Origin of the sequence: Nocardioides aequoreus (genome assembly GCF_000720335.1) — a bacterium.
GTDB lineage: Bacteria > Actinomycetota > Actinomycetes > Propionibacteriales > Nocardioidaceae > Marmoricola > Marmoricola aequoreus.
In genome coordinates, this window is sequence record NZ_JOJN01000004.1 from 150205 (window position 1) to 176345 (window position 26141).

25 protein-coding genes and 2 riboswitches are annotated in these 26141 nt (G+C 73.4%); of the genes, 16 read left to right on the forward strand and 9 right to left on the reverse strand.

What is annotated here, in order from left to right:
• Positions 1-2: 2 nt before the first annotated feature.
• From cobO to IG63_RS0109630, 3 genes are read right to left on the reverse strand one after another with little or no spacing between them, the layout of a single operon-like run.
• Positions 3-617, reverse strand: coding sequence for a cob(I)yrinic acid a,c-diamide adenosyltransferase (gene cobO, locus IG63_RS0109620; RefSeq protein ID WP_030484156.1), 615 nt, complete (start codon positions 615-617; stop codon positions 3-5).
• Positions 617-1294 (reverse strand): 5,6-dimethylbenzimidazole synthase, encoded by a 678-nt coding sequence (bluB, locus tag IG63_RS0109625; protein WP_245604380.1) that lies wholly within the window; start codon positions 1292-1294, stop codon positions 617-619. The genes cobO and bluB overlap by 1 nt, the downstream gene beginning before the upstream one ends.
• Positions 1291-3279, reverse strand: a complete 1989-nt coding sequence (locus tag IG63_RS0109630) for a VWA domain-containing protein (protein WP_030484158.1) — start codon at positions 3277-3279, stop codon at positions 1291-1293. Before IG63_RS0109630 ends, bluB begins: the two co-directional genes overlap by 4 nt.
• Before the next feature lie 24 nt (positions 3280-3303).
• Positions 3304-3435: riboswitch (cobalamin riboswitch) on the reverse strand.
• A 41-nt stretch (positions 3436-3476) separates the two neighbouring features.
• Here IG63_RS0109630 and cbiE point away from each other — a divergent pair.
• A complete protein-coding gene (cbiE, locus tag IG63_RS0109635) occupies positions 3477-4700 on the forward strand; it encodes a precorrin-6y C5,15-methyltransferase (decarboxylating) subunit CbiE (protein ID WP_051706491.1) in 1224 nt (407 codons plus the stop codon).
• Entirely contained in the window at positions 4697-5449 is a 753-nt protein-coding gene (locus IG63_RS0109640; RefSeq protein ID WP_030484160.1) for a cobalt-precorrin-4/precorrin-4 C(11)-methyltransferase, read from the forward strand. Before cbiE ends, IG63_RS0109640 begins: the two co-directional genes overlap by 4 nt.
• Here IG63_RS0109640 and IG63_RS0109645 read toward each other — a convergent pair.
• From IG63_RS0109645 to IG63_RS0109660, 4 genes are all read right to left on the reverse strand, one after another.
• Positions 5397-6914: a precorrin-2 C(20)-methyltransferase gene (locus IG63_RS0109645; RefSeq protein WP_030484161.1), complete on the reverse strand. Its 1518-nt coding sequence runs from the start codon at positions 6912-6914 to the stop codon at positions 5397-5399. The two genes, IG63_RS0109640 and IG63_RS0109645, sit on opposite strands and share 53 nt — an antisense overlap.
• Entirely contained in the window at positions 6914-7585 is a 672-nt protein-coding gene (locus IG63_RS0109650) for a precorrin-8X methylmutase (protein WP_030484162.1), read from the reverse strand. The genes IG63_RS0109645 and IG63_RS0109650 overlap by 1 nt, the downstream gene beginning before the upstream one ends.
• A complete protein-coding gene (locus IG63_RS0109655) occupies positions 7572-8450 on the reverse strand; it encodes a hypothetical protein (RefSeq protein ID WP_030484163.1) in 879 nt (292 codons plus the stop codon). The genes IG63_RS0109650 and IG63_RS0109655 overlap by 14 nt, the downstream gene beginning before the upstream one ends.
• A 54-nt stretch (positions 8451-8504) precedes the next feature.
• Positions 8505-8699: riboswitch (cobalamin riboswitch) on the reverse strand.
• A gap of 59 nt (positions 8700-8758) precedes the next feature.
• On the reverse strand, positions 8759-9595 hold the full coding sequence (locus IG63_RS0109660) for an oxidoreductase (RefSeq protein ID WP_030484164.1): 837 nt from the start codon (positions 9593-9595) through the stop codon (positions 8759-8761).
• A gap of 144 nt (positions 9596-9739) precedes the next feature.
• On the opposite strand from IG63_RS0109660, the gene thrS reads away from it, so the two are divergent.
• On the forward strand, positions 9740-11722 hold the full coding sequence (gene thrS / locus IG63_RS0109665; RefSeq protein WP_030484165.1) for a threonine--tRNA ligase: 1983 nt from the start codon (positions 9740-9742) through the stop codon (positions 11720-11722).
• 69 nt (positions 11723-11791) lie between these two features.
• Here the strand turns inward: thrS and IG63_RS0109670 are convergent, their stop codons facing one another.
• Both IG63_RS0109670 and IG63_RS0109675 read right to left on the reverse strand, forming a co-directional pair.
• On the reverse strand, positions 11792-12607 hold the full coding sequence (locus IG63_RS0109670; protein ID WP_157210099.1) for an ABC transporter permease: 816 nt from the start codon (positions 12605-12607) through the stop codon (positions 11792-11794).
• Complete coding sequence (locus IG63_RS0109675) at positions 12604-13638, reverse strand: ABC transporter ATP-binding protein (RefSeq protein WP_051706494.1); 1035 nt, start codon at positions 13636-13638, stop codon at positions 12604-12606. The genes IG63_RS0109670 and IG63_RS0109675 overlap by 4 nt, the downstream gene beginning before the upstream one ends.
• A gap of 63 nt (positions 13639-13701) precedes the next feature.
• Here IG63_RS0109675 and IG63_RS0109680 point away from each other — a divergent pair, with 63 nt between their 5' ends.
• The 13 genes from IG63_RS0109680 (at position 13702) to IG63_RS0109740 (ending at position 25971) form a co-directional block, all read left to right on the forward strand.
• On the forward strand, positions 13702-14661 hold the full coding sequence (locus tag IG63_RS0109680) for a helix-turn-helix transcriptional regulator (protein ID WP_030484168.1): 960 nt from the start codon (positions 13702-13704) through the stop codon (positions 14659-14661).
• A gap of 43 nt (positions 14662-14704) precedes the next feature.
• Entirely contained in the window at positions 14705-15244 is a 540-nt protein-coding gene (locus tag IG63_RS0109685) for an HIT family protein (RefSeq protein WP_030484169.1), read from the forward strand.
• Entirely contained in the window at positions 15245-15874 is a 630-nt protein-coding gene (gene pgsA, locus IG63_RS0109690) for a phosphatidylinositol phosphate synthase (RefSeq protein ID WP_030484170.1), read from the forward strand.
• 375 nt (positions 15875-16249) lie between these two features.
• Entirely contained in the window at positions 16250-17014 is a 765-nt protein-coding gene (locus tag IG63_RS0109700) for a YebC/PmpR family DNA-binding transcriptional regulator (RefSeq protein ID WP_030484171.1), read from the forward strand.
• 194 nt (positions 17015-17208) lie between these two features.
• Positions 17209-17730: a crossover junction endodeoxyribonuclease RuvC gene (gene ruvC / locus IG63_RS0109705; protein WP_030484172.1), complete on the forward strand. Its 522-nt coding sequence runs from the start codon at positions 17209-17211 to the stop codon at positions 17728-17730.
• Entirely contained in the window at positions 17727-18344 is a 618-nt protein-coding gene (gene ruvA / locus IG63_RS0109710; protein WP_030484173.1) for a Holliday junction branch migration protein RuvA, read from the forward strand. The genes ruvC and ruvA overlap by 4 nt, the downstream gene beginning before the upstream one ends.
• 3 nt (positions 18345-18347) lie before the next feature.
• The gene (ruvB, locus tag IG63_RS0109715; RefSeq protein ID WP_036195003.1) at positions 18348-19430 is read left to right on the forward strand and encodes a Holliday junction branch migration DNA helicase RuvB; all 1083 of its coding nucleotides are present in this window, start codon (positions 18348-18350) and stop codon (positions 19428-19430) included.
• A gap of 153 nt (positions 19431-19583) precedes the next feature.
• Positions 19584-19973 carry a preprotein translocase subunit YajC gene (gene yajC, locus IG63_RS21485; protein ID WP_051706496.1) on the forward strand — a complete coding sequence of 130 codons (390 nt, stop codon included), beginning with the start codon at positions 19584-19586 and terminating at the stop codon, positions 19971-19973.
• A gap of 9 nt (positions 19974-19982) precedes the next feature.
• Positions 19983-20999, forward strand: coding sequence for a hypothetical protein (locus tag IG63_RS23555; RefSeq protein WP_051706498.1), 1017 nt, complete (start codon positions 19983-19985; stop codon positions 20997-20999).
• Positions 20971-21708 (forward strand): SecD/SecF family protein translocase subunit, encoded by a 738-nt coding sequence (locus tag IG63_RS23560; RefSeq protein ID WP_051706500.1) that lies wholly within the window; start codon positions 20971-20973, stop codon positions 21706-21708. Before IG63_RS23555 ends, IG63_RS23560 begins: the two co-directional genes overlap by 29 nt.
• Entirely contained in the window at positions 21708-22979 is a 1272-nt protein-coding gene (gene secF / locus IG63_RS0109730; RefSeq protein ID WP_030484176.1) for a protein translocase subunit SecF, read from the forward strand. The genes IG63_RS23560 and secF overlap by 1 nt, the downstream gene beginning before the upstream one ends.
• Positions 22980-22984: 5 nt before the next feature.
• Positions 22985-23536 carry an adenine phosphoribosyltransferase gene (locus IG63_RS0109735; protein WP_157210119.1) on the forward strand — a complete coding sequence of 184 codons (552 nt, stop codon included), beginning with the start codon at positions 22985-22987 and terminating at the stop codon, positions 23534-23536.
• Positions 23537-23760: 224 nt separating this feature from the next.
• Positions 23761-25971: a RelA/SpoT family protein gene (locus IG63_RS0109740; RefSeq protein WP_030484178.1), complete on the forward strand. Its 2211-nt coding sequence runs from the start codon at positions 23761-23763 to the stop codon at positions 25969-25971.
• Positions 25972-26141: the final 170 nt, after the last annotated feature.

Genomic DNA, 26141 nt, shown 5'->3' on the forward strand with positions numbered 1-26141 from the left:
GCTCACCACTCGATCCCCTGCTGGCCCTTCTGGCTTCGGTCCATCTGGTGCTTGACCTTGCCCATGTCGGTGACGGTGTCGGCGACCTCGACCAGCCTCGGGTTCGCCCGCCGGCCGGTGACCACGACGAACTGGCGGCCCGGTCGGTCGCGCAGGGTCTCGACGACGTCGTCGACGTCGACCCAGCCCCACTCCATGGGGTAGGTGAACTCGTCGAGCACGTAGAGGTCGTGGCGCTCCTCGGCCAGCCGCCGCTTGACCTCGGCCCAGCCCTCGGCCGCGTCGCGGGCGTGGTCCTCCTCGGACCCCTCCTTGCGCGACCACGACCAGCCCGAGCCCATCTTGTGCCACTCGACAGGCCCGCCCTCGCCGGTCTCGCGGTGCAGCTCGCCGAGCCGCTCGAGCACCGACTGCTCGCCGATGCGCCACTTGGCGGACTTCACGAACTGGAAGACCCCGACGTCCCAGCCGTGGTTCCACGCCCGGATCGCCAGCCCGAAGGCGGCCGTCGACTTCCCCTTGCCGTCGCCGGTGTTGACCATCAGCAGCGGCAGCCGGCGTCGCTGCGCGGTCGTCAGCCCGTCGTCGGGCACCTCCAGCGGCTTGCCCTGCGGCATCAGGCGTCTCCCTGCTCGTCGTGCCAGCGGTCGTGGTGCACGGCTGCCTCCAGCGGACGTCGCGAGCGCCAGCCGTGGCGCTCCAGGTCGGGCACCTCCTCGAGGTGCGTCACCGGCCCGAGGCACAGCCACGCCACCGGCAGCACGTGCCCGGGGATGCCCAGCAGGTCGCGCAGGAAGGGCGGCCGGTAGAACGACACCCAGCCGACGCCCAGGCCCTCCGCGGTGGCGGCGAGCCAGAGGTTCTGCACGGCCAGGCAGGTCGAGTAGAGCCCGGCGTCGGCGATCGCGTGGCGGCCCAGCACGTGGGGCCCGCCGCGGGTGGCGTCGTACGTGACGACCACGCCGAGCGCGGCCTCGCAGATGCCCTCGACCTTGATGCGGGCGAAGGTCTCGCGGCGCTCGGGCGGCAGCGACTCGCCGAAGACCCCCCGTTCGGCGGCCACGTGGTCGCGGAAGGCCTCGCGGGTCGCGGGGTCGCGCACCAGCACGAAGTCCCACGGCTGGCTGTTGCCGACGCTCGGTGCGGCGTGGGCGGCGGCGAGCACGCGGTGCAGCACGTCGTCGTCGAGCGGTACGTCGCTGAACTCGCGTCGCACGTCGCGGCGCCGGCCGACCACCTCGTAGAGCGCGTCGCGCAGCCGCTCGGGCGTCGTGAGGGTGCCCGCGGTCGTCACGCGGCCCGCCCTGCGCGAGCGACGTCGGCCAGCCGGTCGGCGGTCACCTCGGTGATCGGCACGTGCTCGGCCCGCAGGTGCTCGGCCAGCACCCCGGCCATCCCGAGCCGCATCGGCCCGGCCTCGCAGTCGACGACGAGGCTGGCGACGCCCTGCTCGGCCAGCCACGACCCGGCGAGCCGGCTGCGGCCTACTGGGTCGGCGCCGGCCGTGGCGCGGCCGTCGGTCACGACGACGAGCAGCGGGCGGCGCCGGGGGTCGCGCACGCGCTCCAGCGCGAGCACCCGCCCGGCCTCGAGCAGACCCTCGGCGAGCGGCGTACGCCCACCGGCGGGCAGCTCCTCCAGCCGCCGGGCCGCCACCTCGACGGAGTGGGTGGGCGGCAGCGCCAGGTCGGCCCCGTGGCCGCGGAAGGTGACCAGTCCGACCTTGTCGCGGCGCTGGTAGGCGTCGAGCAGCAGGCTGAGGATGGCGGTCTTGACCTGCTCCATGCGGCGTCGCGCGGCCATCGAGCCCGAGGCGTCGACGCAGAAGAGCACGAGGTTCGACTCGCGGCCCTCCCTCACGGCGACCCTCAGGTCGTCGGCGCGCAGCCGCAGCCGGCCGGACGCCCGTCCGCGCGCGACCTGGTGCGGGACGGCGGCCCGGACGGTCTCGAGCAGGTGCACGCCGCCGTGGTCGCCCGGTCGGGCGCCGACCCGGCGGCCGGTGTCGGTGGTCGCCCGGCTGCGCTTGCCGGCCTCGCCCGCGCCGGTGCCGCCGACCTGGAAGAGCCGCGCCCGGTACGGCGCTCCCGCCCCGGTGGTCGTCGTGCTCCCGGAGCCCGGGCCGTGCTGCGGCTGCTCATGTGGCTCCTCCTGGGCCTGCTCCTGGGCCGCCGGGACGTCGTGCGGGTCGGTTGCCCCGGCGACCGCCTCCGAGGACGTCCCGTCCCCGGGACTGCTGTCGCCGTCCTGGGGCCCGCCGTCCCCGTCCCCGTCGCCGTCCCCCTCGCCGTCCGGGTGGCCCTCGGGGGAGGGCGGCTCGGGGTCGGGCTCGGGGTCGGCCTCGTCACCCAGCACCTCGTCGAGCAGGTCCTCGTCGAGTCCGGGGGCGTCGAAGGGGTTGCGGCGGCGACGGTGGGGGAGCGCGAGTCGCGCGGCGACGCGGACGTCGTCGAGGGTCACGGCGTCGCGGCCCTGCCACGCCGCGTGCGCGACGGCGGCGCGGGCGGTGACGAGGTCGGCGCGGAGGCCGTCGACCTCGAAGGCCGCGCAGACCTCGGCCACCTTCAGCAGCATCGCGTCGGGAAGCGCAACGGTGGGGATCCGGCGTCGTGCCTCGGCGAGGCGCTCGGTGAGGGCGCGCTGCGCGGCGGCGTACGACGCGGTGAAGGCCTCCGGGTCGGCGTCGTAGGCGATGCGGCGCCGGACGACCTCGGTGCGGAGGGCGGGCTCGCGAGGGGCCGCCACCTCGACCGTGAGGCCGAAGCGGTCGAGCAGCTGCGGGCGCAGCTCGCCCTCCTCGGGGTTCATCGTGCCGATGAGCACGAAGCGCGCCTCGCGCGAGACCGAGACCCCGTCGCGCTCGACCGTGCAGCGCCCCATGGCGGCCGCGTCGAGCAGCACGTCGACCAGGTGGTCGTGGAGCAGGTTGACCTCGTCGACGTAGAGCAGGCCGCGGTGGGCCTTGACCAGCAGCCCGGGCTCGTACTCGGCCTCCCCGGTGGAGAGCACCTTCTCCAGGTGCAGCGAGCCGAGCACGCGGTCCTCGGTGGCGCCGACCGGCAGCTCCACGAGACGGACGTCGCGGAGCTCGCCGTCGACCTCGACCGGCGGCAGCACGCGTGCCAGCCCGCGCACGATGGTGGACTTCGCGGTGCCCTTCTCCCCGCGCACCAGCACGCCCCCGATCTCGGGCGAGATCGTCGTGAGCACCAGGGCCAGCGACATGTCGCCGGGGTCGACGACCGCGGCGAAGGGGTAGGTCGGGTCCTGCTGTGGCATGGGAGGCTCCCGCTCGTCCGCCATCGGATGTGACGTCGCGAGGCCGGTCTTCGGACTTCCCGGCTCGGGGCCGGGTCACCGCAGCGGGCCTGTGCCGGACTCCCACCGGCTTCCCAGATTCTCCCCCGTGGGGGCACCTCGCGACTGCGGCTCAGGCTACTCACGTCCGCGGACGCGGGGGGACTAGGGTCGCGGCCGTGCCCCAGGAGCCCTCCGACGCCACCGGCCAGGTGCGTGCGACCGTCGTCGGCATCGGCGCGGACGGCTGGCCCGGTCTGGCTGCGGCGGCGAGGGAGCTGGTGGCGTCCGCCGCGGTGGTCGTGGGCGGCGAGCGGCACCTCGACCTGCTGCCCGCCGTGCCGGGGCAGCGGCGGGTCGCGTGGCCGCGGCCCTTCGACGTCGGCGTCGTCGAGCAGCACCCCGGCTGCGTCGTGCTGGCCAGCGGCGACCCGATGCTCTCCGGCGTCGGGACGACGCTGGTGCGGCGGCTCGGTGCCGGGGCCGTGGCGGTGCACCCCCACGTCTCGTCGGTGGCCTTGGCCCGGGCCCGCATGGGCTGGTCGGCCGAGGAGTCGGTCGTGCTGACCACGGTCGGGCGGCACGTCGAGCGGGTGCTGCGCGAGGTCGCCCCCCACTGCCGGCTCCTCGTGCTCTCCTCGGACGCCACGACGCCGGAGGCCGTCGCCGGCCTGCTGACCGCGCACGGCTGGGGATCGGCCGAGCTGACGGTGCTCGGCGACCTGGGTGGCCCCGGGGAGTCGCGGCACAGCGGGCGCGCGGAGAGCTGGTCGGTCGAGGCGCCCGCGCTGCACGTGCTCGCCGTCGCGTGCGGGGAGGGTGGCCCGGTCCTCGGATGGGCGCCGGGGCTCCCCGACTCGGCCTACGAGCACGACGGCCAGCTGACCAAGCGCGACGTCCGTGCCAGCGCCCTGGCACGGCTGGCGCCGTGCCCGGGTGAGCTGCTCTGGGACCTGGGAGCGGGCGCAGGGTCCGTGGCGATCGAGTGGTCGAGGTCGCACGCGACCTGCGCGGCGTACGCCGTCGAGCGGCAGCCGGAGCGCGCCGCCACGATCACCCGCAACGCGCGCCGGCTCGGCGTGCCCGACGTGCAGGTGCTGGTGGGCGACTCGGGCGCGCTGCTCGACGAGCTGCCCGACCCCGACGCGGTCTTCGTCGGGGGAGGTGCCACCACGGCGGGGCTGGTCGACCGCTGCGTCGCCCGCCTGCGTCCCGGTGGCCGGCTGGTCGTCCACGGCGTGACCCTCGAGACCGAGCGGGTGCTGGCGGACGCCCGCGCGACCCACGGCGGTGAGCTGACGCGCATCTCGGTCGAGACCGCCGCGCCCGTGGGCTCCTACACGGGGTGGACGCCGGCGCGCGCGGTCACCCAGTGGTCGCTGGTCGTGGGAGGGGCACGGTGACCGTGCACTTCGTCGGGGCCGGCCCCGGGGCGGACGACCTCCTCACGCTGCGGGCGGTCGGCCTGCTGAGCGCCGCCGACGTGGTGCTCTACCCGGGCACCTACCTCGATGCGGAGGTGCTCGCGCACTGCCGCGACGACGCCGAGCTGGTCGACACCCAGGACCTGGACCTCGACGCCATGGTCGCCGTCATGGCGGAGGCCAGCGGGCGCGGGCGCGAGGTCGTCCGCCTCACCAGCGGCGACCCGAGCGTCTACTCCGCGCTCGCCGAGCAGACCCGCCGGCTCGACGCCCTCGCGGTGCCGTGGGAGGTGACGCCCGGGGTGCCGGCGTACGCCGCGGCGGCGGCCCTGGTCGGGCGCGAGCTGACCGTGCCGCTGCTCGCGCAGTCGGTGGTGCTGACGCGGGTCCAGGCCAGGTCGACGCCGATGCCCGAGGGCGAGTCGCTGGCCGCCTTCGGCGCGACCGGCGCCACGATCGTCCTGCACCTGGCCACGGCGCGGGTCGGCGAGGCGATGCGCGAGCTGGCACCCCACCAGGGCGAGGACTGCCCCGTGGTCGTGGTGCACCGTGCCAGCCAGCCGGGCGAGCTCGTGCTGCGGGGGACCGTGGACGACATCGCCGACCAGGTGGAGGCCGCCGGACTCCGCCAGGCCGCCGTCGTCCTGGTCGGCCGGGCCCTCGGGCGCGACGACCTCAGCGCGGGGGAGTCGTTCCTCTACTCGTCCACACGCGACCGCTCGCGCTGACCCCGGTGCCGCTGGCGCCGATGAGCAGCAGGCACTTCATGTCGACCCGGTCGACGTCGAGCTCGGCCAGGGTCGTGACGGTGAGCTCCTCCTCGGCCCGCCCGACGTCGCGCCCCACCACGACGACCCGGTCGGCCGGGAGCTCCTCCAGCAGCACCTTCTGCATGGTCGCCACCTGCTCGCGGCGACTGCGGGAGGCGGGGTTGTAGATCGCCAGCACGAGGTCGGCACGGGCCACGGCCCGCAGACGCTGCTCCAGCACCGACCAGGGCTTGAGCCGGTCGCTGAGCGAGATGACGGCGAAGTCGCCGCCGATGGGGGCCCCGGCGCGGGCGGCGACGGCCTGGACGGCGCTCACGCCGGGGACGACGCGCACGGGCACCTGGGGGAAGTCGTCGGCCACCTCGAAGACCGCGGCGGCCATCCCGAAGACCCCGGCGTCGCCACCGGAGACGATCGCCACGCGCTCGCCCCCGGCCGCGAGCCCGAGAGCCAGGCGGGCGCGGTCGGTCTCCACGGTGTTGCCCGAGGCGTGGCGGGTGAGGCCGGGGCGCTGCCGCACGCGGTCGACGTACGGCGCGTAGCCCACGACGTGCGACACCTGCGCGAGCGCCTCGTCGGCCTCGGGCGTGAGCCAGTGGTCCGGCCCGGGGCCGAGGCCCACCACCACCAGCTCGGCGGCCGGCTGGTCGGCCGCGGCCGCGGGGGAGGCCGGTCGGGAGACGGCGGGCTTGCTGTCCCCGGGCACCACGATGATCGAGAAGTACGGCACCTCGTCCGGGTCCACCTCGGCCACCGGCATCCGACGCTCCCGGCCGGTCGTGGCGTGCTCGACGTAGACCGCGCCGGTCAGGCGTCCGGCCGCCTCCAGCGCGCGGCGGACCGCGGGGAAGGTGCGCCCGAGCTTCATGATCACCGCCGCGTCGGTGTCGGCCAGCCGCCGGGCCAGCTCGGGCTCGGGGAGCGTGCCGGGCAGCACGGTGAGGACGTCGGTCTGGCGGGAGAGCGGCAGCTGGGCCGCGGCCGTGGCGCCGCTGACCGAGGTGACGCCGGGGACGACCTCGGTCTCGAACTCGGTGCCGAGCCGGTCGTGCATGTACATCGCCGAGCCGTAGAAGAGGGGGTCCCCCTCGGCGAGGAGGACCACGTGGCGACCCGCGACCAGGTGGGAGCGCAGCCGCGCGGCCGACTCCTCGTAGAAGTCGGCCATGGCACCTGCGTAGCCGCCCGGGTGGTCGGTGGTGCCGGTGGTGACCGGGTAGCGGAGCTCCTCCTCGATCGTCCCGGGGCGCACCAGGTCACCGGCGATGCGTCGCGCGTGCGAGCTCTTGCGCACGCCCGCGTGGTAGGCCACGACATCGGCGGCGTCGATCAGGCGGGCGGCCTTCAGCGTGAGCAGCTCGGGGTCGCCGGGGCCGATGCCCACGCACGACAGGCGTCCGGTCGCGGGGAGCGGGGTGGTCATCACTCGTCCTCCGTGGCGAGGGCGTTGACCGCGGACGAGGCCATCGCCGAGCCGCCGCGCCGGCCCCGCACGGTCACGTAGGGGACGTCGATGCCGTGGGTCGGGCCCAGGTCGACCAGGGCCTGCTTCGACTCCGCCGCGCCGATGAAGCCGACCGGGCAGCCGATGATCGCCGCGGGTCTCGGGGAGCCGTCCAGCAGCATCTCCAGCAGGTGGAAGAGCGCGGTCGGCGCGTTGCCGATGGCGACGACGGCGCCCTCCAGGTGCGGCTCCCACAGCGACACGGCGGCGGCGGTGCGGGTGGTCCCGAAGCGGGCGGCGAGCTCCGGGACGCGTCGGTCCGTGAGGTAGCAGTGCACCTCGTTCGCGGCGGGGAGCCGGCCGGCGGTGATGCCCATCGCCACCATGCGCGCGTCGGTGAGGATCGGCGCCCCCTCCCGGAGCGCGGCACGCGCGGCCGGACCCAGGTCGGGGTGGACGACGAGGTCCCGCACCAGGTCGACCTGACCGCTGCCGTGGATCATCCGGACGGCGACCTTCTCCGCGCTCGGAGGCACCGCCCCGAGGTCGCTCTCGCGCCGGATCGTCGCGAAGGAGTCGAGGTAGATCGCCGGCCCGTCCTTGACGTAGTCGTAGTGACGGCGCGGGGCTCGCGGCTCAGTCGTGCTCACGGGTGCTCCTCGGGATGACGATGCCGTGCCACGGCGTGACGACCAGGTCCGGTCCGGACGGGTCGAGCTCGGCGAGCAGCCGGGGGGAGAGGGTGCCGTCGGGCACGGCGAGATGGGTCCAGCCGGGCCCGCTCGCGGTGCCGCGGTCGATCGGCTCCTCCCGCACCCGGGTGCGGGGGTCGCGTGGGCGCCGCGCCGCGAGAGGCGCCGCGAGCTCGTCGACGTGCCACGGGGCGGAGGCCTCGGTGCCGCGGAGCCGCGTGAAGCGCTCGGCGAGGTGCACGAGCGCTGCGGCCGCGTCGGTGAGGGGAACGACGTCGCCCCAGCCCTCACGTCCGTGCCGGAGCTGCGCCGTCGTCGCGTCGAGGGCGACCAGGCCGAGGTCGGGCCCCCGGCGGACCAGGCCCTGGAGGTCGACGAGGTCCCCACGGCCGTCGTCGAGGACGAAGAGGAAGCGTCCCGGCAGGGAGGCGAGCGCCGGGGAGGCGCAGAGCCGGGCGTCGAGCTCCGCGGCCACGGGCCGGAGGTCGGCGCGGCCGCCGGCCACGCCGGTCAGCGGCGAGACCAGCACGTTGCGGGCCAGCTCGTGGGTGCGGCTCGGGAGCAGGCCGGTGGCCTCGACCGCGGCGAGCACCTGGGCGGGCAGCCGACCGTCGTGGAGCGGGAGCCCGCGCAGCTGCAGGTTGGCCCGGGTGGTCAGGTGCAGCTCGCCGTCGCCGTGCTCCGCGGCGACCTCCCCGAGCGCGACCAGCGCGGCAGGGCGCACCCGCCCGCCCACGAGCCGGATGCGGACCAGGCCCCCGTCGTCGGCGGGCCAGGGGCGCAGCACGCCGGGGCAGAGGTCGCGCCGGTCACGGACAGGCAATCGTGATCCCTGGAGGTCTCGGGCTCGTCGCGTCACCCTGTGCTGACCTCGCGGCGGTCACCGCAAGGGCCAGCAGGTCTTCGGACTCGGGTTCGACCGGGCCGAGGCGCCTTCCCGGACCTCGCGGTCCAGTGGCTGTCACGCACGTGACCTGCCTCGTCCGTCACCCACACCGCTGCGCGTCAGTCCCGGATTCTCACCGGGTTCCCGTGTGGCTGGCGGTGCGAGGCTAGCACCGGCGGCGCCGATCGCGTCAGGGCCCGGTCACGGGTCGTGCCGGGGCCGGTGCGAGCCCCCGTACGAGGTCCTCAGACGGGCTCGTCCAGGTCGGTGCTGCGACTGACGTGCTCCCAGGCGTCGACGTCGGCCCGGAGGGCGTCGAGCGAGCTCCGTACGGCGTCGACGGCGTCGTTGCCGAGCATCAGCAGGTACGGCGCCTCGCCCGACTCGACGACGTCGACCAGCGCCACGGCCGCCTTGGCGGGGTCGCCGGGCTGGTTGCCGTCGGCGGTGTCCTGCTCCTTGCGGCGTCTGCCCGCCGTCTCGGCGTAGTCGGCGATCGGCTCGGCCGCCTGCGTCAGCGAGCGTCCGGCGAAGTCGGTGCGGAACCCACCCGGCTCCACCACCACGGCGGTGATGCCGAGGGGCGCCACCTCCTTGCGCAGCGACGCCGTGAGGGCCTCGACGGCCGCCTTGACCGCGGCGTAGTAGCCGGAGCCCTCCGGCATGATGCGCGCGCCGATCGAGGAGAGGTTGACGATCGTCCCGGCGCGCCGCTCGCGCATCCCGGGCAGCACGGCCTTGGTCGTGCGCACCGTGCCGAAGACGTGGGTGTCGAAGAGCCGCCGCACCGCGTCGTCCTCCCCCTCCTCGACCGCCGCCCGGTAGCCGTAGCCGGCGTTGTTGACCACCACGTCGATGCCGCCGAAGCGCTCCTCGGTCGCGGCCACGGCTGCCGTCACCTGGTCGGGGTCGGTGACGTCGAGCGCGAGGGCCAGGGCGGTCTCGGGGTGACGGTCGACGACGTCCTGCACCGAGGAGGCGTCGCGAGCCGTGACGGCGACGCGGTGACCGCGGCCCAGCGCCTCCAGCGCGAAGGCGCGTCCGAGTCCGGTGGAGCAGCCGGTGATGAGCCAGGTGGTCATGGGGTCCTCTCGAGGGTCCGGGTGTCACGTGCCAGTGCCCCCTCGGACGCCGTACGACTCACCGACCGGGGCGGCGGGCGACGAAACGCGGTGGCGGCGCGTCGATACGATCGACCGGCCACGTCCCCCAGCCCAGGAGCACCCGTGTCCGACATCCAGGTCACCCTCGTCCGCGCCGACGGCAAGGAAGAGCTGACCACCACGGCGGGCACCAAGGCCTGGGAGCTCTTCCGCGACGACGCCGCGGTGGTCGCGGCGCGCGTGGACGGGGAGCTGCGGGACCTCGCGCACGAGCTGGCCGACGGCGCCGTGGTCGAGGGCGTGGCCATCGACAGCCCCGACGGCCACGACATCCTGCGCCACTCGACCGCCCACGTCATGGCGCAGGCCGTGCAGGAGCTCTACCCCGACGCCAGGCTCGGCATCGGCCCCCCGGTCACCGACGGCTTCTACTACGACTTCGACGTCGAGACGCCCTTCGTGCCCGAGGACCTCGACAAGATCGAGTCGCGGATGCGCAAGATCATCAAGGCCAACCAGCGCTTCTCCCGCCGGGCGGTCTCCGACGACGACGCGCGCGCAGAGCTGGCCGACGAGCCGTACAAGCTGGAGCTGATCGGGCTCAAGGGCGGGGCCGCCGACGCCGCTGAAGGTGCGGGAGCCGAGGTGGGGGCCGGTGAGCTCACCATCTACGACAACCTCGACCGCAACGGCGAGGTCGCGTGGAAGGACCTGTGCCGCGGCCCGCACCTGCCGACCACGAAGCGGATCCCGGCCTTCAAGCTGATGCGCTCCGCGGCGGCGTACTGGCGCGGCGACGAGAAGAACAAGCAGCTGCAGCGCCTGTACGGCACCGCGTGGGAGAGCAAGGAGGCCCTCGACGCCTACCTGCACCGGATCGAGGAGGCCGAGAAGCGCGACCACCGTCGGCTCGGTCGCGACCTCGACCTCTTCAGCTTCCCCGACGAGATCGGCTCCGGCCTGCCCGTCTTCCACCCCAAGGGCGGCGTGATCAAGCGGGTGATGGAGGACTACGTCCGCCAGCGCCACATCGACGAGGGCTTCGACTACGTCGGCACCCCGCACATCTCCAAGGAGCAGACCTTCCAGCTCTCCGGCCACCTGCCGTACTACGCCGACGGCATGTTCCCGCCCATGGAGATGGAGGGCGCCAACTACTACCTCAAGGCCATGAACTGCCCGATGCACAACCTGATCTTCAGGTCGCGCGGGCGGTCCTACCGCGAGCTGCCGCTGCGGCTCTTCGAGTTCGGCCACGTCTACCGCAACGAGAAGTCCGGCGTGATCCACGGGCTCACCCGGGTGCGGGGCTTCGCCCAGGACGACTCGCACTCCTACGTCACCCGCGAGCAGGCGCCCGCGGAGATCAAGCACCTGCTCGACTTCGTGCTCGGGCTGCTGCGCGACTTCGGGCTCGACGACTTCTACCTGGAGATCTCCACCCGCGACGACTCCAAGCCCGACAAGTTCGTCGGCACCGAGGAGGAGTGGGCGACCGCGACGGCGGTGCTGGAGCAGGTCTGCCGCGACTCCGGGCTCGAGCTCGTGCCCGACCCGGGTGGCGCGGCGTTCTACGGCCCCAAGGTCTCGGTCCAGGCGCGCGACGCGATCGGCCGCACCTGGCAGATGTCGACGATCCAGTACGACTTCAACCAGCCGAAGGGCTTCGACCTCCAGTACCAGGCCGCCGACGGCACCCGGCAGCAGCCGGTGATGATCCACTCGGCGAAGTTCGGCTCGATCGAGCGCTTCATCGGCGTGCTCACCGAGCACTACGCCGGTGCCTTCCCTCCCTGGCTGGCGCCGGTGCAGGTGCAGGGCATCCCGATCGCCGAGCGCCACGGCGACTACCTCGCCGACGTCGCCCGGCAGCTGCGCGCCCGAGGCCTGCGCGTCGAGGTCGACCACTCCGACGACCGGATGCAGAAGAAGATCCGCAACGCCCAGTTGCAGAAGGTGCCCTTCATGGTCATCGCCGGCGACGACGACGTCGAGGCCGGCGCCGTGAGCTTCCGCTACCGCGACGGCCGCCAGGACAACGGCGTCCCCGTCGCCGAGGCGATCGACCGGGTCGCCCAGGCCGTCGCCGACCGCGTGCAGGTCTGAGGGACGGCAAGGAGCTGGCCGAGCCTGTCGAGACCCGGGTCTCGACAGGCTCGACCGGCGGTGGGGTCGTCAGCTCGAGCGGCGCATCGACCGCAGGCCGACGGCCAGGCCGAGGGCGGCGACAGCCGCGGCGGCGAGGAACCCCTGGGTGACGGTGCCGACCGGGAAGGTCCCGCCGAAGAGCGCCCGGGCGGCGTCGACGACGTAGGTCAGCGGGTTCATCGCCGAGCCGACCCGGAGCCAGCCGGGGGAGTCGTGGGTGATCGGCAGCATCATCCCCGCGAGCAGCAGCACCGGGAAGACGAGCGTCTGCTGCACCGTCCAGAAGAGCCACTCCTGGTCCTTCGACGCCAGCGCCAGCGCGAAGGACAGCGAGCCCACGCCGACGCTGAAGGCGCCGAGCATCACCACGGCCAGCAGCACGCCCGGCAGGTGCAGGTCGAAGCTGGTGGGCGTCACGACGACGAGGATGATCGCCGTCTGCATCAGCAGCGGCACGACCTCCTTCAGCGCGCGGCCCACCAGCAGCGAGGAGCGCGACAGCGGCGAGACCAGCAGGCGCTCGTGGGAGCCGGTCATGATCTCGTTGGTCAGGTTGGCGCCGGTGAACGACGCTCCCATGAGCATGGTCATCGCGACGATGCCGGGCACGAACCACTGCAGCGCCGAGCCGCCGCCGAGGCTGCCCGACGGCAGCAGCGGGGCGAAGAGCGCCAGGAAGACCAGCGGCTGCACCATCGCGAAGAGCACCGAGACCGGCTCGCGCCACACCGGCCTGAGCTCGCGGGTCATCACGTTCCACGTGTCGGCGAGGAAGCCCGGGTCGCGGGCCTGCGTGGTGCCGTCGGCGTACGTCGTCGGGTGGGTCATCGTGGTCGCGCTCATGCTGCTGCTCCTTCGGTGGCAGAGGTCGTGGCAGGGGTCGAGGCAGCGGTCGTGGTCTGGTCGCTCTCGCGCAGGCTGCGGCCGGTCAGGTCGAGGAAGACGTCGTCGAGCGTCGGGCCCGACACCTCCAGACGGCGTACGGCGCTCCCCGCCGCGGCGAGGTCGGTGACCAGCCCGGCCGCGAGGTCGCGTCCGCCGGCGACCCGGACGTCGACGTCAGCCCCGTGGTGGTGCACCGTGGCGCCGGGCAGGCGCGCCGCCCGCTCGGCCGCCGCGGCGGCGAGGTCGGGGGAGTCGAAGCCGAGCGAGACCAGGTCGCCGAGCGCCGACTTCAGCCGCGGGGCGGTGTCGTCGGCGATGACGCGGCCGTGGTCGATGACCACGACCCGGCCGGCCAGGGCGTCGGCCTCCTCGAGGTAGTGCGTGGTGAGCACGATGGTGGTGCCGACCTCCTCGTGCAGGCGCCGGACCTGCTCCTGCAGGTTGACGCGGTTCTGCGGGTCGAGCCCGGTCGAGGGCTCGTCGAGGAAGAGCAGGGGCGGGGCGTGCACCAGCCCGATCGCCACGTCGAGCCGCCGGCGCTGCCCGCCGGAGAGCGTCGAGACGGGACGCCCCGCGTGCTCGGCGAGGTCGAAGGCGTCGAGCAGCTCCTCGGCCCGCGCGTGGGCCGCCCGACGCGACATCCCGTGCGCCCGCGCCTGGCTCACGACCTCGTCGCGCCCGCGCTGCTGGTGGGCGGCGGCGTTGCCCTGGCCCACGTAGCCGATGCTGCGGCGTACCTGCCGCTGCGCCGCGACCACGTCGTGGCCCACGACCTCGGCGGTGCCGGAGGTCGGGGTCAGCAGGGTCGTGAGCATCCGCAGCGTGGTCGACTTCCCCGCGCCGTTGGGCCCGAGGAAGGCGACCAGCTCGCCGGGGGCCACGTCGAGGTCGAGCCCGCGGACGGCCTCGACGGTCTGCTTGTGACGGGTGAACGTCTTGGTCAGCTGTCGCGTCCGGATCACCGGACCGGAGGGGTTGCTCGTCGTCATGCGTCCGACGCTAGGAGCGGTTGCGGTCAGCTCCTGGCCGCAATCAGAACTAGTCTCGGCTCCATGAGCACGAGCGCCCGGATGCTGCGACTGCTGTCGCTGCTGCAGACCCACCGCTACTGGCCCGGCAGCGAGCTCTCCGAGCGGCTCGAGGTGAGTCCACGCACGCTGCGCCGCGACATCGACCGCCTGCGCGGGCTCGGGTACGCCGTCGACGCGGTGCGCGGCGTGGCCGGCGGCTACCAGCTGCGGGCCGGGGGACAGCTGCCGCCGCTGCTGCTCGACGACGACGAGGCGGTCGCCATCGCCGTCGGGCTGCGCACCGCGGCGGCGGGCTCGGTGAGCGGGCTGGAGGAGACCTCGGTGCAGGCGCTCACCAAGGTGGTCGCGCTGATGCCGCCCCGGCTGCGCCGCCGCATCGACGCGCTGCGCACCCAGACGGTGCCCGCGCCGGCGTACTCCGGACCCACGGTCGCCCCCGAGACCCTCACGACGCTCGCCCAGGGGTGTCGCGACGACGAGGGCCTGACCTTCGACTACACCGCCCGCGGCGCGGAGACGACGCACCGTCGCGTGGAGCCGCACCGGCTGGTCTCCGTCGGACGACGCTGGTACCTCGTCGCCCACGACCGCGACCGCCACGACTGGCGCAGCTTCCGCGTCGACCGCATCGAGCGCCCGACGCTGACCGGCCAGAAGTTCCGCCAGCGCGAGCTGCCCGCGCCCGACGCGTGGCAGTTCGTGCAGCAAGGTCTCTGGTCGATGCCCCAGCGGTACGCCGTGAGCGTGCGCCTGCACGCGCCGTCCGACGTCGTACGCCGCGCGGTGGGGGACTGGGGCACGGTCGAGGAGCTGGGCCCCGACCGCTGCCGACTGCTGATGCAGGTCGACTCGCTGGAGTGGCCCGTGATGGTGCTGGCGCAGGTCGGGACGGCCTTCGACGAGGTCGAGCCGGCCGCGCTGCGCGACCGCCTCGCCGAGGTCTCGACCCTCTTCGCGCGTGCCGCCGCCGCTGCGACGTGAGACCCCCGGCACGGTCCCGGGGTCGGTCGGGAAGACTGCGCCCGTGAGCACCCACGACCCAGACGCAGGCTCGCGCGACGGCTTCGAGGGGTTCGACCGGCTCTGGACCCCGCACCGGATGGCGTACGTCGCCCCCACCCGCACGGCGGACGACGACGGGTGCCCCTTCTGCGCCATGGTCGGCGCCGACCCGCGCGAGAGCCTGGTCGTGGCGACGGGGGAGCGCTGCTTCACCGTGCTCAACCTCCACCCCTACAACCCCGGCCACCTGATGGTGCTGCCCCGCCGGCACGTGGCCGACCTCGAGGACCTCGACGAGGCCGAGGCGCTGGAGATGGTGACCACGACCCAGCACGCCATCCGCGTGCTCCGCGAGGTCAGCGGCCCGCACGCCTTCAACGTGGGCCTCAACCTGGGCGGCGTCGCGGGCGGGTCGCTCTCGCAGCACCTGCATCAGCACGTGGTGCCGCGGTGGTCGGGCGACGTCAACTTCATCACCGTCGTCGGTGGCACCAAGACCCTGCCGATGCTGCTCGCGGACACGCGGGACCTGCTCGCCGACGCCTGGGGGGACGGACGCTAGATGCTCGACCGATTCAAGGACTTCTGGCAGGGCGTCGTGCTGGCGCCCTTCGTGACGCTCTTCATCCGCCTCGGCATCAGTCCCGACGTCGTCACCCTCGTCGGCACCCTCGGCGTCAGCGTGGGCGCCCTGGCCTTCTTCCCCCGGGGTGAGCTCTTCGTCGGGGTCATGGTGATCACGGCCTTCGTCTTCAGCGACCTCGTCGACGGCGCCATGGCGCGACGCCTGGGCCGCACGTCGCGGTTCGGCGCGTTCTTCGACTCGACCCTCGACCGTCTCGGCGACGGGGCGATCTTCGGTGGGCTGCTGCTCTACTTCGCCGGACCGGGCGACAGCTTCCTCTACACCTGCCTCACGCTCTACTGCCTGGTGATGGGGGCCGTGACCTCCTACGCCCGGGCGCGGGCGGAGTCGCTCGGGATGCAGGCCAAGGGTGGCCTCGCCGAGCGTGCCGACCGGCTCGTCGCCGTGCTGGTGATGACGGGCTTCTCCGACCTGCTCGACCTGCCCGTGCTGCTGCAGGCGACGCTCTGGCTCCTCGCCGTGGCCAGCACGGTGACCGTGGTCCAGCGGGTGCTGATGGTGCGTCGCCAGGCGCTCGCCGACGACGGGTCGGCGCGACCGGCCTGACCTGGCGTTTCATCCCCTTCGTGGCGGTATAGTCCACTGACGGCGTTTCCAGAATTATGGCATTTCGGACAGGTCGCCTGAGGCACGATGGTCCTGCGCTTCCCGGTGGGACCGGGAGGCGCCGCCACAGCCGTCTCGGTGTGACGCCACCGCGGGGGAGGCGTCACACCGGGACCCAGGCGTACCGGCGGACGCCACCACGGGGGGAGGCGTCCCCGGTGCCCGGCCGGAGCCCGGAGTGGACCACCGCGAGGAGGTCCGCGCCGGGCTCTGGTGCGTCCGGGTGGCGCCCGTCCCCGGCGCGGCGGGCCGCGACTCGAGCCTGGGTAGGATCGACGGCGCCCGTCGCCCGGCGGGTGTGACGAAGGGGAGCTGATGTCCGGCCACTCCAAGTGGGCGACCACCAAGCACAAGAAGGCCGTCATCGACGCCCGGCGCGGCAAGATGTTCGCCAAGCTGATCAAGAACATCGAGGTCGCCGCCCGGATGGGCGGCGGCGACCCCACGGGCAACCCGACGCTCTACGACGCGATCCAGAAGGCCAAGAAGTCCTCGGTCCCCAACGACAACATCGACCGTGCCGTCAAGCGCGGCTCGGGGGCCGAGGCCGGCGGTGCCGACTACAGCACGATCATGTACGAGGGGTACGGCCCGCAGGGCGTGGCCTTCCTGATCGAGTGCCTCACCGACAACAAGAACCGCGCCGCCATGGAGGTGCGCACGGCAATGACCCGCAACGGCGGCTCGCTCGCCGACCCGGGCTCGGTGTCCTACCTCTTCCACCGCAAGGGCGTCGTCATCGTCCCCACCCAGCAGGAGGACCGCAGCGTCTCCGAGGACGACGTGCTCGAGGCCACGCTCGAGGCGGGCGCCGAGGAGGTCAACGACCTGGGCGAGTCCTACGAGGTCGTCACCGAGGCCACCGACCTGGTCGCGGCCCGGACGGCGCTCCAGGCGGCCGGCATCGACTACGACTCCGCCGAGGCCTCCTTCGTCCCGAGCATGCAGGTCGAGCTCGACGCCGACGGCGCCGGCAAGGTCTTCCGCCTCGTCGAGGCCCTCGAGGACCTCGACGACGTCCAGAACGTCTATGCCAACTTCGACGTCTCCGACGAGGTCATGGAGACCGTCGACGCGTGACGGCGGTGACTGTCGCCGGGTGACGGTTTCACAGGTTCACCTGGGAAACGCGCTCTTCCCACACGTTGCAACGCGTGTGAGGTGCGGGTTTCCCAGGTGAACCTGGGAAACCTGCGGCGGGCGTGTCACCGAGGCCACCACCCGCCGCTCGGGTTAGCCTCCGAACACCTGTTCGTACGAGGTGAGGAGTCCGCATGCGCGTGCTGGGGGTTGATCCCGGCCTGACCCGCTGCGGCATCGGCGTGGTCGAGGGGTCCGTCGGACGGCCGCTGCGGCTGGTCGACGTCGGCGTGGTGCGCACCAGTCCGGACCTGCCGCTGGAGCAGCGGCTGCTCGCCATCGAGCGCGGCATCGAGAGCTGGGTGCTGCGCACGCGGCCCGACGCGGTCGCCGTCGAGCGCGTCTTCAGCCAGCACAACGTCCGCACCGTCATGGGCACGGCGCAGGCGAGCGGGGTGGCGCTGGTGGTGGCGGCGCGCCACGGCATCCGCGTCGCCCTGCACACACCGAGCGAGGTCAAGGCCGCCGTCACCGGTCACGGCCGCGCCGACAAGGACCAGGTGGGGGCGATGGTCGCGCGGCTGCTGCGCCTCGACGCCGCGCCCAAGCCCGCCGACGCCGCCGACTCGCTCGCGCTGGCCATCTGCCACGTCTGGCGGGGCGCGGCGCACGACCGGCTCGCCGCCGCGGCGGCGCGGGCGGGAGGGGCGTCGTGATCGCCTTCGTCCGCGGCCAGGTGGCCGCGCTCGGCCTGACCTCGGTGGTCGTCGAGGTCGGGGGCATCGGGCTGGAGCTGCAGTGCGCGCCCGACACCATCGCCGGACTGCGGCACGGCGAGGCCGTGACCCTGCCGACCAGCCTGGTGGTGCGCGAGGACTCGCTGACTCTCTTCGGCTTCGCCGAGGAGGACGAGCGCCAGCTCTTCGAGCTGGTCCAGACGGCCAGCGGGGTGGGGCCCAAGCTGGCGCAGGCGATGCTCGCGGTGCTGCGTCCCGATGTGCTGCGTCGTGCGGTCGCCACCGAGGACGTCCGCACGCTGACCACGGTGCCCGGCATCGGTCAGAAGGGCGCCCAGCGCATCATCCTCGAGCTCAAGGACCGCATCGGTGCTCCCACCGGGGGAGCGCAGGCCGCGTCGTCCGTGGCGGCGGGGGCCCCCGTCGCCGCCGAGTGGGAGGGGCAGGTGCACGCCGGGCTGGTGGGGCTCGGGTGGTCGGCCAAGGAGGCCGACAAGGCCGTGGCGGCGGTCGCCCCCGAGGCCGGGCTCACCACCGTTCCCGACGTCGCCGCGCTGCTGCGCAGCGCCCTGCGCACCCTGAGCAGGAGCTGACCGGTGGACGACCACGCCCTCGACGCGGCCGAGGCGGCGTACGTCGCCGAGCGGCTCGTCGCGGCCGAGGCCGAGGGTGACGAGCGCGTCGTCGAGGCGGCCCTGCGGCCGCGCACGCTCGACGACGTCGTGGGTCAGGAGCGTGTGCGCGAGCAGCTCGGCCTTCTGCTCGACGCCGCCCGGGCTCGCGGCGGCGTGCCCGACCACGTGCTGCTGAGCGGCCCGCCCGGCCTGGGCAAGACCACGCTCGCGATGATCATCGCCGCCGAGATGGACGCGCCGCTGCGGCTGACCAGCGGCCCGGCGCTCACCCACGCCGGCGACCTCGCCGCCGTGCTCTCGGGGCTCAACGAGGGCGACGTGCTCTTCGTCGACGAGATCCACCGCACCGCCCGGCCGGCGGAGGAGATGCTCTACATGGCGATGGAGGACTTCCGGGTCGACGTCGTCATCGGCAAGGGGCCGGGCGCCACGGCGATCCCGCTGGAGATCCCGCCCTTCACCCTGGTGGGCGCCACCACCCGTGCCGGGCTGCTGCCCGGCCCGCTGCGCGACCGCTTCGGCCTGACCGCCCACCTGGAGTACTACGACCCGCCCGAGCTCGACCGGATCGTCCGGCGCTCCGCGGGCCTGCTCGGCGTCGAGCTGCGTCCCGACGGCTCCGCCGAGATCGCCGGTCGCTCCCGCGGCACCCCGCGCATCGCCAACCGGCTGCTGCGGCGGGTGCGCGACTACGCCCAGGTGCGCGCCGACGGCGTGCTCACCCGGCCGGTGGCCCAGGCGGCGCTCGACCTCTTCGAGGTCGACGCCTCGGGGCTCGACCGGCTCGACCGCGCCGTGCTCGACGCGCTGTGCCGCAAGTTCGGCGGCGGTCCCGTGGGGCTCTCGACGCTCGCGGTCGCGGTCTCCGAGGAGCGCGAGACCGTCGAGGAGGTCGCCGAGCCCTTCCTGGTCCGGCTCGGGCTGCTCGCGCGCACGCCGCGCGGGCGGATCGCGACCCCGGCCGCCTGGGCGCACCTGGGTCTCGCCGCTCCGGCCGGTCAGTGGGGCGACGCCGCCCTCTTCGGGACCGTCACCGAGGAGTAGGACCCGCGGAGCACGCCCGTTGGCCGCCGTGGCCGGGCGCAGAAGTTACACTCCCCACTTGTGCCTCGGCGGTGCCGGACGGGGGCCTGATGCGGTCCTGCGGCACCCGAGCACACGATCTCCGCCGTCGTCTTCCCTGGGAGTTGGGTTTTCGTGTCTGAAGCAGGCCCACTGCTGTTCATCCTGCTCACCCTGGTGGTGTTCTGGTTCCTGCTGCTCCGGCCGGCCCGCAACCAGCAGAAGCAGGCACGCCAGCTGCAGGCCGAGCTGACCGTCGGCCAGGAGATCGTGCTCAACTCCGGCATCTTCGGCACCATCCGCGGGCTCGGTGACCAGCAGGCGCAGATCGAGATCGCGCCCGGCACGGTCGTCACGGTCGCGCGCCAGGCCGTCGTACGCCGCGTGGAGGACCTGCCGCCGGCCGCCCGCCCCGGCGCCGTCACCCCGGCCAAGGAGCGCGAGCCCGTGCAGGAGCACGAGACGCCGCGCGAGACCGACCAGGAGCCGGGCGACGAGCACGGCACCCCCCGCGGCCAGGTCTGAGAGGCCCACGTGGCACCCAATCGCGACCCGCGGCCCGCGCGCACGCTGATCATCTTCTTCCTCACCTTCGCGGTGCTGTGCGGCCTGGCCGCGCTCGGCGGCACCTGGAAGCCCCGCCTGGGGCTCGACCTCGAGGGCGGCACCCGGATCACGCTGTCGGCGCTGGAGGGCAGCGCCGTCACCCGGGAGAACCTCCAGCAGGCGCAGACGATCATCGACCAGCGGGTCAACGGCACCGGCGTCACCGAGGCCGAGGTCTCCACCCAGGGCGACCGCAACATCATCGTGGAGATCCCGGGGGAGAACCGCAGCGACATCGTCGACACGGTGGCGCGCACCGCCCAGCTCCGTTTCCGGATCGTGGCCGGCGCCGCCCCCGGTCGCGCCGCCGACCAGCCTCCTGCCGAGGAGCCGTCGGCCAGCCCGTCCGAGGGCGCCTCCGAGTCGCCGGCGGCCTCGCCGTCGCCCGAGCCGAGCGAGTCGGTTCCCTCCGAGACCGCCCAGCCGGGCGACGACGCCACCGAGGGCGAGGGCGCTCCCGCACCTGCGCAGGACCAGAGCACCCCGCGTCCGCGCCCGGTGCCCCTGGCCGAGCCGAGCGAGACGCCCGCCCCGAGCGAGTCCCCGAGCGCGGCTCCCAGCGAGGCCGCCAGTGACGCGCCCAGCGACGCGCCCAGTGACGCCCCTGCCGAGGAGCCGGCCCAGGAGCCGGGCCAGCAGGAGGCCCAGGGCGACCCGACCAGCCCCGAGGGCGCGCTCGCCTTCGCCGCCAACCCGCCCGAGCGCTGGCAGCAGCGCTTCGCCGAGTTCACCTGCCCGCCCCCGGGCGAGGCGCTCCCGCCGTCCAGCGACAACCCCGAGCGTCCCCTGGTGGCGTGCGACGAGGACGGCAACAAGTTCCTGCTCTCCGCCGCGGTCATCGAGGGCACCGAGCTGCGCACGGCGTCCTTCGGCATCCCGCAGAACGACACGCAGTACGCCGTGCAGCTGAGCTTCCGTGCCTCGCAACGCCCAGATCACCGGTGACTTCACCGAGGCCGAGGCCAGGTCGCTCTCCAACTCGCTGAAGTTCGGCGCGCTGCCGATCCGCTTCGCCGAGCCCTCGGTGGAGACCGTGGGCCCGTCGCTCGCGGGCAACCAGCTCTCCGCCGGCATCACCGCCGGCGCGGCGGGGCTGCTGATCGTGATGATCTACTGCCTCGGCTACTACCGCGGGCTGGGTCTCGTGGTGATCGCCTCGCTGGTGATCTCCGCGCTGATGACGTACGCCGCGGTGCTCGTGCTCGCTGTCGCCGCTGGCTTCGCGCTGACGCTCCCGGGCATCGCCGGGCTGATCGTGGGTGTCGGCATCACCGCCGACTCCTTCATCATCTACTTCGAGCGAATACGCGACGAGATGCGCGACGGCAAGTCGATGCGCGTGGCGGTCGAGCTGGGCTGGGCGCGCGCACGGATGACCTGCCTGGCCGCCGACGCGGTGTCGCTGCTGGCGGCGGTGGTGCTCTACATCTTCGCCATCGGCGTGGTCCGGGGCTTCGCCTTCGCGCTCGGCATCAGCACGCTGATCGACATCATCATCTTCTTCTTCTTCACCAAGCCGCTGATGACGATCTTCGCCCGCTGGACCTTCTTCAACTCCGGGGGCCGCTGGTCCGGGCTCTCCGCGTCCAGCCTCGGCCTCGACGGCGAGCCCAGCACCCGACCGCGTGAGCGCGAGATGGCAGGAGGTGCCTGATGGGACGCGTCAGCAGGCTCGGCAACGCGCTCTACTCCGGTGAGACCTCGATCGACTTCGTCGGTCGCAAGTGGCTCTGGTACGCCGTCTCGGTCGCCATCATCCTGGCCGCGACCAGCGGTCTGCTCTTCCGTGGCCTCAACTTCGGCATCGAGTTCGAGGGCGGCGTCGAGTACACCGTCAACCTCCCGGCCGACCAGGTCACCCAGGAGAACGCCGACCTGCTGCGCGACGCGGTCGTCGAGACCGGCATCGACGGCGCCGCCTCGCCGATCGTCAACACCGTCGGCGGGCAGGACAGCAGCTCGATCCGGATCCAGACCGAGGTGATGACCAACGCCGAGGCGACCGAGGTGCGTGAGGCGATCGCCGAGACCGTGCCGGTCGAGGGCGGTGCCGACGCGATCTCCACCAACGAGATCGGGGCGAGCTGGGGCGCCCAGGTGGCGGAGCGGGCCGTGCTCGGCCTGGTGGTCTTCCTGGTCCTGGTCGTGCTCTTCATCTGGGCGTACTTCCGCGAGTGGAAGATGTCGGTGGCCGCGCTCGTGGCGCTCGCCCACGACGTCATCATCACCGTCGGGATCTACGCCTGGTCCGGCTTCGAGGTCACCCCGTCGACCGTGACCGGCCTGCTGACGATCCTCGGCTTCTCGCTGTACGACACGGTGGTCGTCTTCGACAAGGTCAAGGAGAACACCCGGGGCAGGCGCCGGGGCACCCAGACCTACGCGCAGCTGGCCAACCTCGCGGTCAACCAGACGCTGGTGCGCTCGCTCAACACCTCCATCGTGGCGCTGCTGCCGGTCGCGGCGATCCTCTACGTCAGCATCACGACGCTCGGCGTGGGGTCGCTGAAGGACCTCTCCCTCTCCCTCTTCGTCGGCATGGCGGCCGGGGCCTACTCCTCCATCTTCATCGCGACGCCGCTGGCGGTGCACCTCAAGCAGGGCGAGAAGGACATCAGCGACTCCGACGCCCGGGCGAAGGCCCGGCGCCGTCGCGCCGTCGACCGGTACGCCGACGTGCCCGTCTTCGCCGACGGCATGGAGGCCGACCAGGAGGGTGCCGCGAGGCGTGGCGGACCGCTGACCGACGACGACCCGCCGGAGCTCGCCGACGGCGAGGAGCCCCGGCCGGGCATGCGCACGGCACCGCGCACCGACGCGATGGGCGCGGGGCGCGTCGTCCCGGAGTCCAAGGCGCCGATGCGCGAGGGCGGCTCGTCCAAGCGCAGCCAGCCGCGCCGCGAGCCCCGCTCCAAGCGCCGGTGAGCGCCGTGGTGGGCGACGTCGAGCCGCTGGACGCGACGATCGGTCGGCTGGTGCGCGACGTGCCCGACTTCCCCCAGCCGGGCGTGGTCTTCAAGGACATCACGCCGCTCCTCGACGACCACGAGGCGCTGACCCGCACCGTCGCGGCGCTGGCGGCGGCCGGACGCGACGCCGAGGGCCGCGTCGTCGTCGACCGCGTCGTCGGCATGGAGGCCCGCGGCTTCATCCTCGCCGCGCCGGTCGCCCTCGCGCTCGGCGTCGGCTTCGTGCCGGTGCGCAAGCCCGGCAAGCTCCCGTGGGAGACCCGGGCGGTCTCCTACGCGCTGGAGTACGGCGAGGAGACGCTGGAGATGCACACCGACGCGCTCGACGCCGGCGACCGCGTGCTGGTGGTCGACGACGTCCTGGCCACCGGCGGCACCGCCCGCGCGACCCAGCAGCTGGTCGAGCAGGCCGGCGGCTCGGTGCACGGCGTCGCGGTGCTCCTCGAGCTCAGCTTCCTGCCCGGCCGCGCGACGATCGGCGACCTGCCGCTCACCGCGCTCCACGTCGTGTAGCGCCCGCCTACACTGGGTCCGCAGACCCGCAGCCACCCGAGGGGGAGCCATTGGCCGAGGACCCGGTCACCACCGAGTCCCCCACGCCGACGGGCACGTCGCCCGGCGGTGAGAGCGTGGGCGCGCCCGCGCGCGTCGCCCCCCGCGCCCCGGCCAAGCCCGAGCCGGCCCCCGAGCGGGCCCCGGCGCTGACCGGTCGCGGCGTCCGCGCCCGGCTCGCGCGGATGGGCAGCAGCCGCCAGGTGGGCAACCCGGTGCTCGAGCCGCTCTTCCGCACGGTGCGGGCCAACCACCCCAAGGCCGACCTCGCGCTGCTCGAGCGGGCCTACCTCATCGCCGAGAAGCACCACCGCGGCCAGACGCGCAAGAGCGGCGACCCCTACATCACCCACCCGCTCGCGGTCACCACGATCCTCGCCGACATCGGCATGACCGAGCCCACGCTGGTGGCGGCGCTGCTCCACGACACCGTGGAGGACACGCCCTACACCCTCGACCAGCTGCGCGCCGACTTCGGCGACGAGGTGGCGCTGCTCGTCGACGGCGTCACCAAGCTCGACAAGGTCAAGTACGGCGACTCCGCCCAGGCCGAGACGATCCGCAAGATGATCGTGGCGATGAGCCGCGACATCCGCGTGCTCGTCATCAAGCTGGCCGACCGGCTCCACAACATGCGCACGCTGCGCTACGTCAAGCAGGAGACCCAGGAGCGCAAGAGCCGCGAGACGCTGGAGATCTACGCCCCGCTCGCGCACCGGCTGGGCATGAACACCCTGAAGTGGGAGCTCGAGGACCTCGCCTTCGCCACGATGCACCCCAAGATCTACGACGAGATCGTGCGGCTCGTGGCCGAGCGGGCGCCCTCGCGCGACCAGTTCCTCGCCGAGGTCAGCGCCTCGGTCGAGCAGGACCTGCGGGCGGCCAAGATCAACGCCCGCGTCACCGGCCGGCCCAAGCACTACTACTCGATCTACCAGAAGATGATCCTGGGCGGCCGGGAGTTCTCCGACATCTACGACCTCGTCGGCATCCGCATCCTGGTCGACTCCGACCGCGAGTGCTACGCCGTGCTCGGCGTCCTGCACAACCGCTGGAACCCCCTGACCGGGCGGTTCAAGGACTACGTCGCGATGCCGAAGTTCAACATGTACCAGTCGCTGCACACCACGGTGATCGGCCCGCAGGGCAAGCCGGTGGAGATGCAGATCCGCACCGTCGACATGCACCGGCGCGCGGAGTACGGCGTCGCGGCGCACTGGAAGTACAAGGAGCAGATGCGCTCGGGCACCGAGGGCAAGACGTCCGACGGCGTCGACTCCGAGATGCCCTGGCTGCGCCAGCTGCTCGACTGGCAGAGCGAGGTGGAGGACCCGGGGGAGTTCCTCGACTCGCTGCGCTTCGAGATCAACTCCGCCGAGGTCTTCGTCTTCACCCCGCGCGGCGACGTCATCGGACTGCCCATCGGGTCGACGCCGGTCGACTTCGCCTACGCCATCCACACCGAGGTCGGCCACCACACCATCGGCGCGCGGGTCAACGGTCGGCTGGTGCCGCTGGAGTCCGCGCTCGAGCACGGCGACGTCGTGGAGGTCTTCACCTCCAAGTCGCCCAACGCCGGGCCCTCACGCGACTGGCTGCAGTTCGTCAAGTCGCCGCGGGCCCGCAGCAAGATCCGCCACTGGTTTACCAAGGAGCGCCGCGAGGAGGCGATCGAGCAGGGCAAGGAGCAGATCGGCCGGCTGCTGCGCAAGGAGGGCCTCCCGCTCAAGCGGGTGATGACCCACGAGTCGCTGACCGAGGTCGCCCGGGAGTTCCGCCTGGTCGACGTCTCCGCGCTGTACGCCGCCGTGGGGGAGGGCAACCTCGGCGCCCAGGCCGTCGTACGCAAGGTCATCGAGGTCTCCGGCGGTGCGGCCGGAGCGGCGGAGGACCTGGCCGAGGCCGTCACGATCACGCGGCCGCGCACCGGCCGCAGCTCCGCGGGCTCCGACTCCGGCATCGTGGTCAAGGGCGTCTCCGACGTGCTGGTCAAGCTCGCGCGCTGCTGCACCCCGGTGCCCGGCGACGACATCCTCGGCTTCGTCACGCGGGGCGACGGCATCTCGGTGCACCGCCGCGACTGCACCAACGCCACCCAGCTGCTGGCCCAGCCCGAGCGGCTGGTCGAGGTCGAGTGGGCGCCGACCACCCAGTCGACGTTCCTGGTGCAGATCATGGTGGAGGCGCTCGACCGCGCCCGGCTGCTCAGCGACATCACGATGGTGCTCTCCGACCAGCACGTCAACATCCTCTCGGCCAGCCTCACCACCGGCCGCGACCGCGTCGCGAAGAGCAAGTTCGCCTTCGAGATGGGCGACCCCAAGCACCTCGGCCACGTGCTCAAGGCCGTCCGCCAGGTCGACGGCGTCTTCGACGCCTACCGCGTCACCCACTGACCCGCCGACACGTCACTCCCTGACCGCCGAGAGGTCACTGCCTGACCGCCGAGAGGTCACTCCCTGACCGTCGAGAGGTCACTCCCTGACGGACGCGTGTCAGTGACTGACGTGTGGGCGGTCAGGGAGTGACGTGTGGGCGGTCAGGCAGTGACGTGTGGGCGGTCAGG

What these genes read in the sequence shown, in the direction of transcription:
- cobO (WP_030484156.1), bottom strand. Translation starts at nt 617, where the DNA reads ATGCCGCAGGGCAAGCCGCTGGAGGTGCCCGACGACGGGCTGACGACC.
- IG63_RS0109630 (WP_030484158.1), bottom strand. Translation starts at nt 3,279, where the DNA reads ATGCCACAGCAGGACCCGACCTACCCCTTCGCCGCGGTCGTCGACCCC.
- IG63_RS0109645 (WP_030484161.1), bottom strand. Translation starts at nt 6,914, where the DNA reads ATGACCACCCCGCTCCCCGCGACCGGACGCCTGTCGTGCGTGGGCATC.
- IG63_RS0109660 (WP_030484164.1), bottom strand. Translation starts at nt 9,595, where the DNA reads ATGACCACCTGGCTCATCACCGGCTGCTCCACCGGACTCGGACGCGCC.
- IG63_RS0109670 (WP_157210099.1), bottom strand. Translation starts at nt 12,607, where the DNA reads ATGAGCGCGACCACGATGACCCACCCGACGACGTACGCCGACGGCACC.
- IG63_RS0109675 (WP_051706494.1), bottom strand. Translation starts at nt 13,638, where the DNA reads ATGACGACGAGCAACCCCTCCGGTCCGGTGATCCGGACGCGACAGCTG.
- IG63_RS0109680 (WP_030484168.1), top strand. Translation starts at nt 13,702, where the DNA reads ATGAGCACGAGCGCCCGGATGCTGCGACTGCTGTCGCTGCTGCAGACC.
- pgsA (WP_030484170.1), top strand. Translation starts at nt 15,245, where the DNA reads ATGCTCGACCGATTCAAGGACTTCTGGCAGGGCGTCGTGCTGGCGCCC.
- IG63_RS0109700 (WP_030484171.1), top strand. Translation starts at nt 16,250, where the DNA reads ATGTCCGGCCACTCCAAGTGGGCGACCACCAAGCACAAGAAGGCCGTC.
- ruvC (WP_030484172.1), top strand. Translation starts at nt 17,209, where the DNA reads ATGCGCGTGCTGGGGGTTGATCCCGGCCTGACCCGCTGCGGCATCGGC.
- secF (WP_030484176.1), top strand. Translation starts at nt 21,708, where the DNA reads ATGGGACGCGTCAGCAGGCTCGGCAACGCGCTCTACTCCGGTGAGACC.
- IG63_RS0109740 (WP_030484178.1), top strand. Translation starts at nt 23,761, where the DNA reads ATGGGCAGCAGCCGCCAGGTGGGCAACCCGGTGCTCGAGCCGCTCTTC.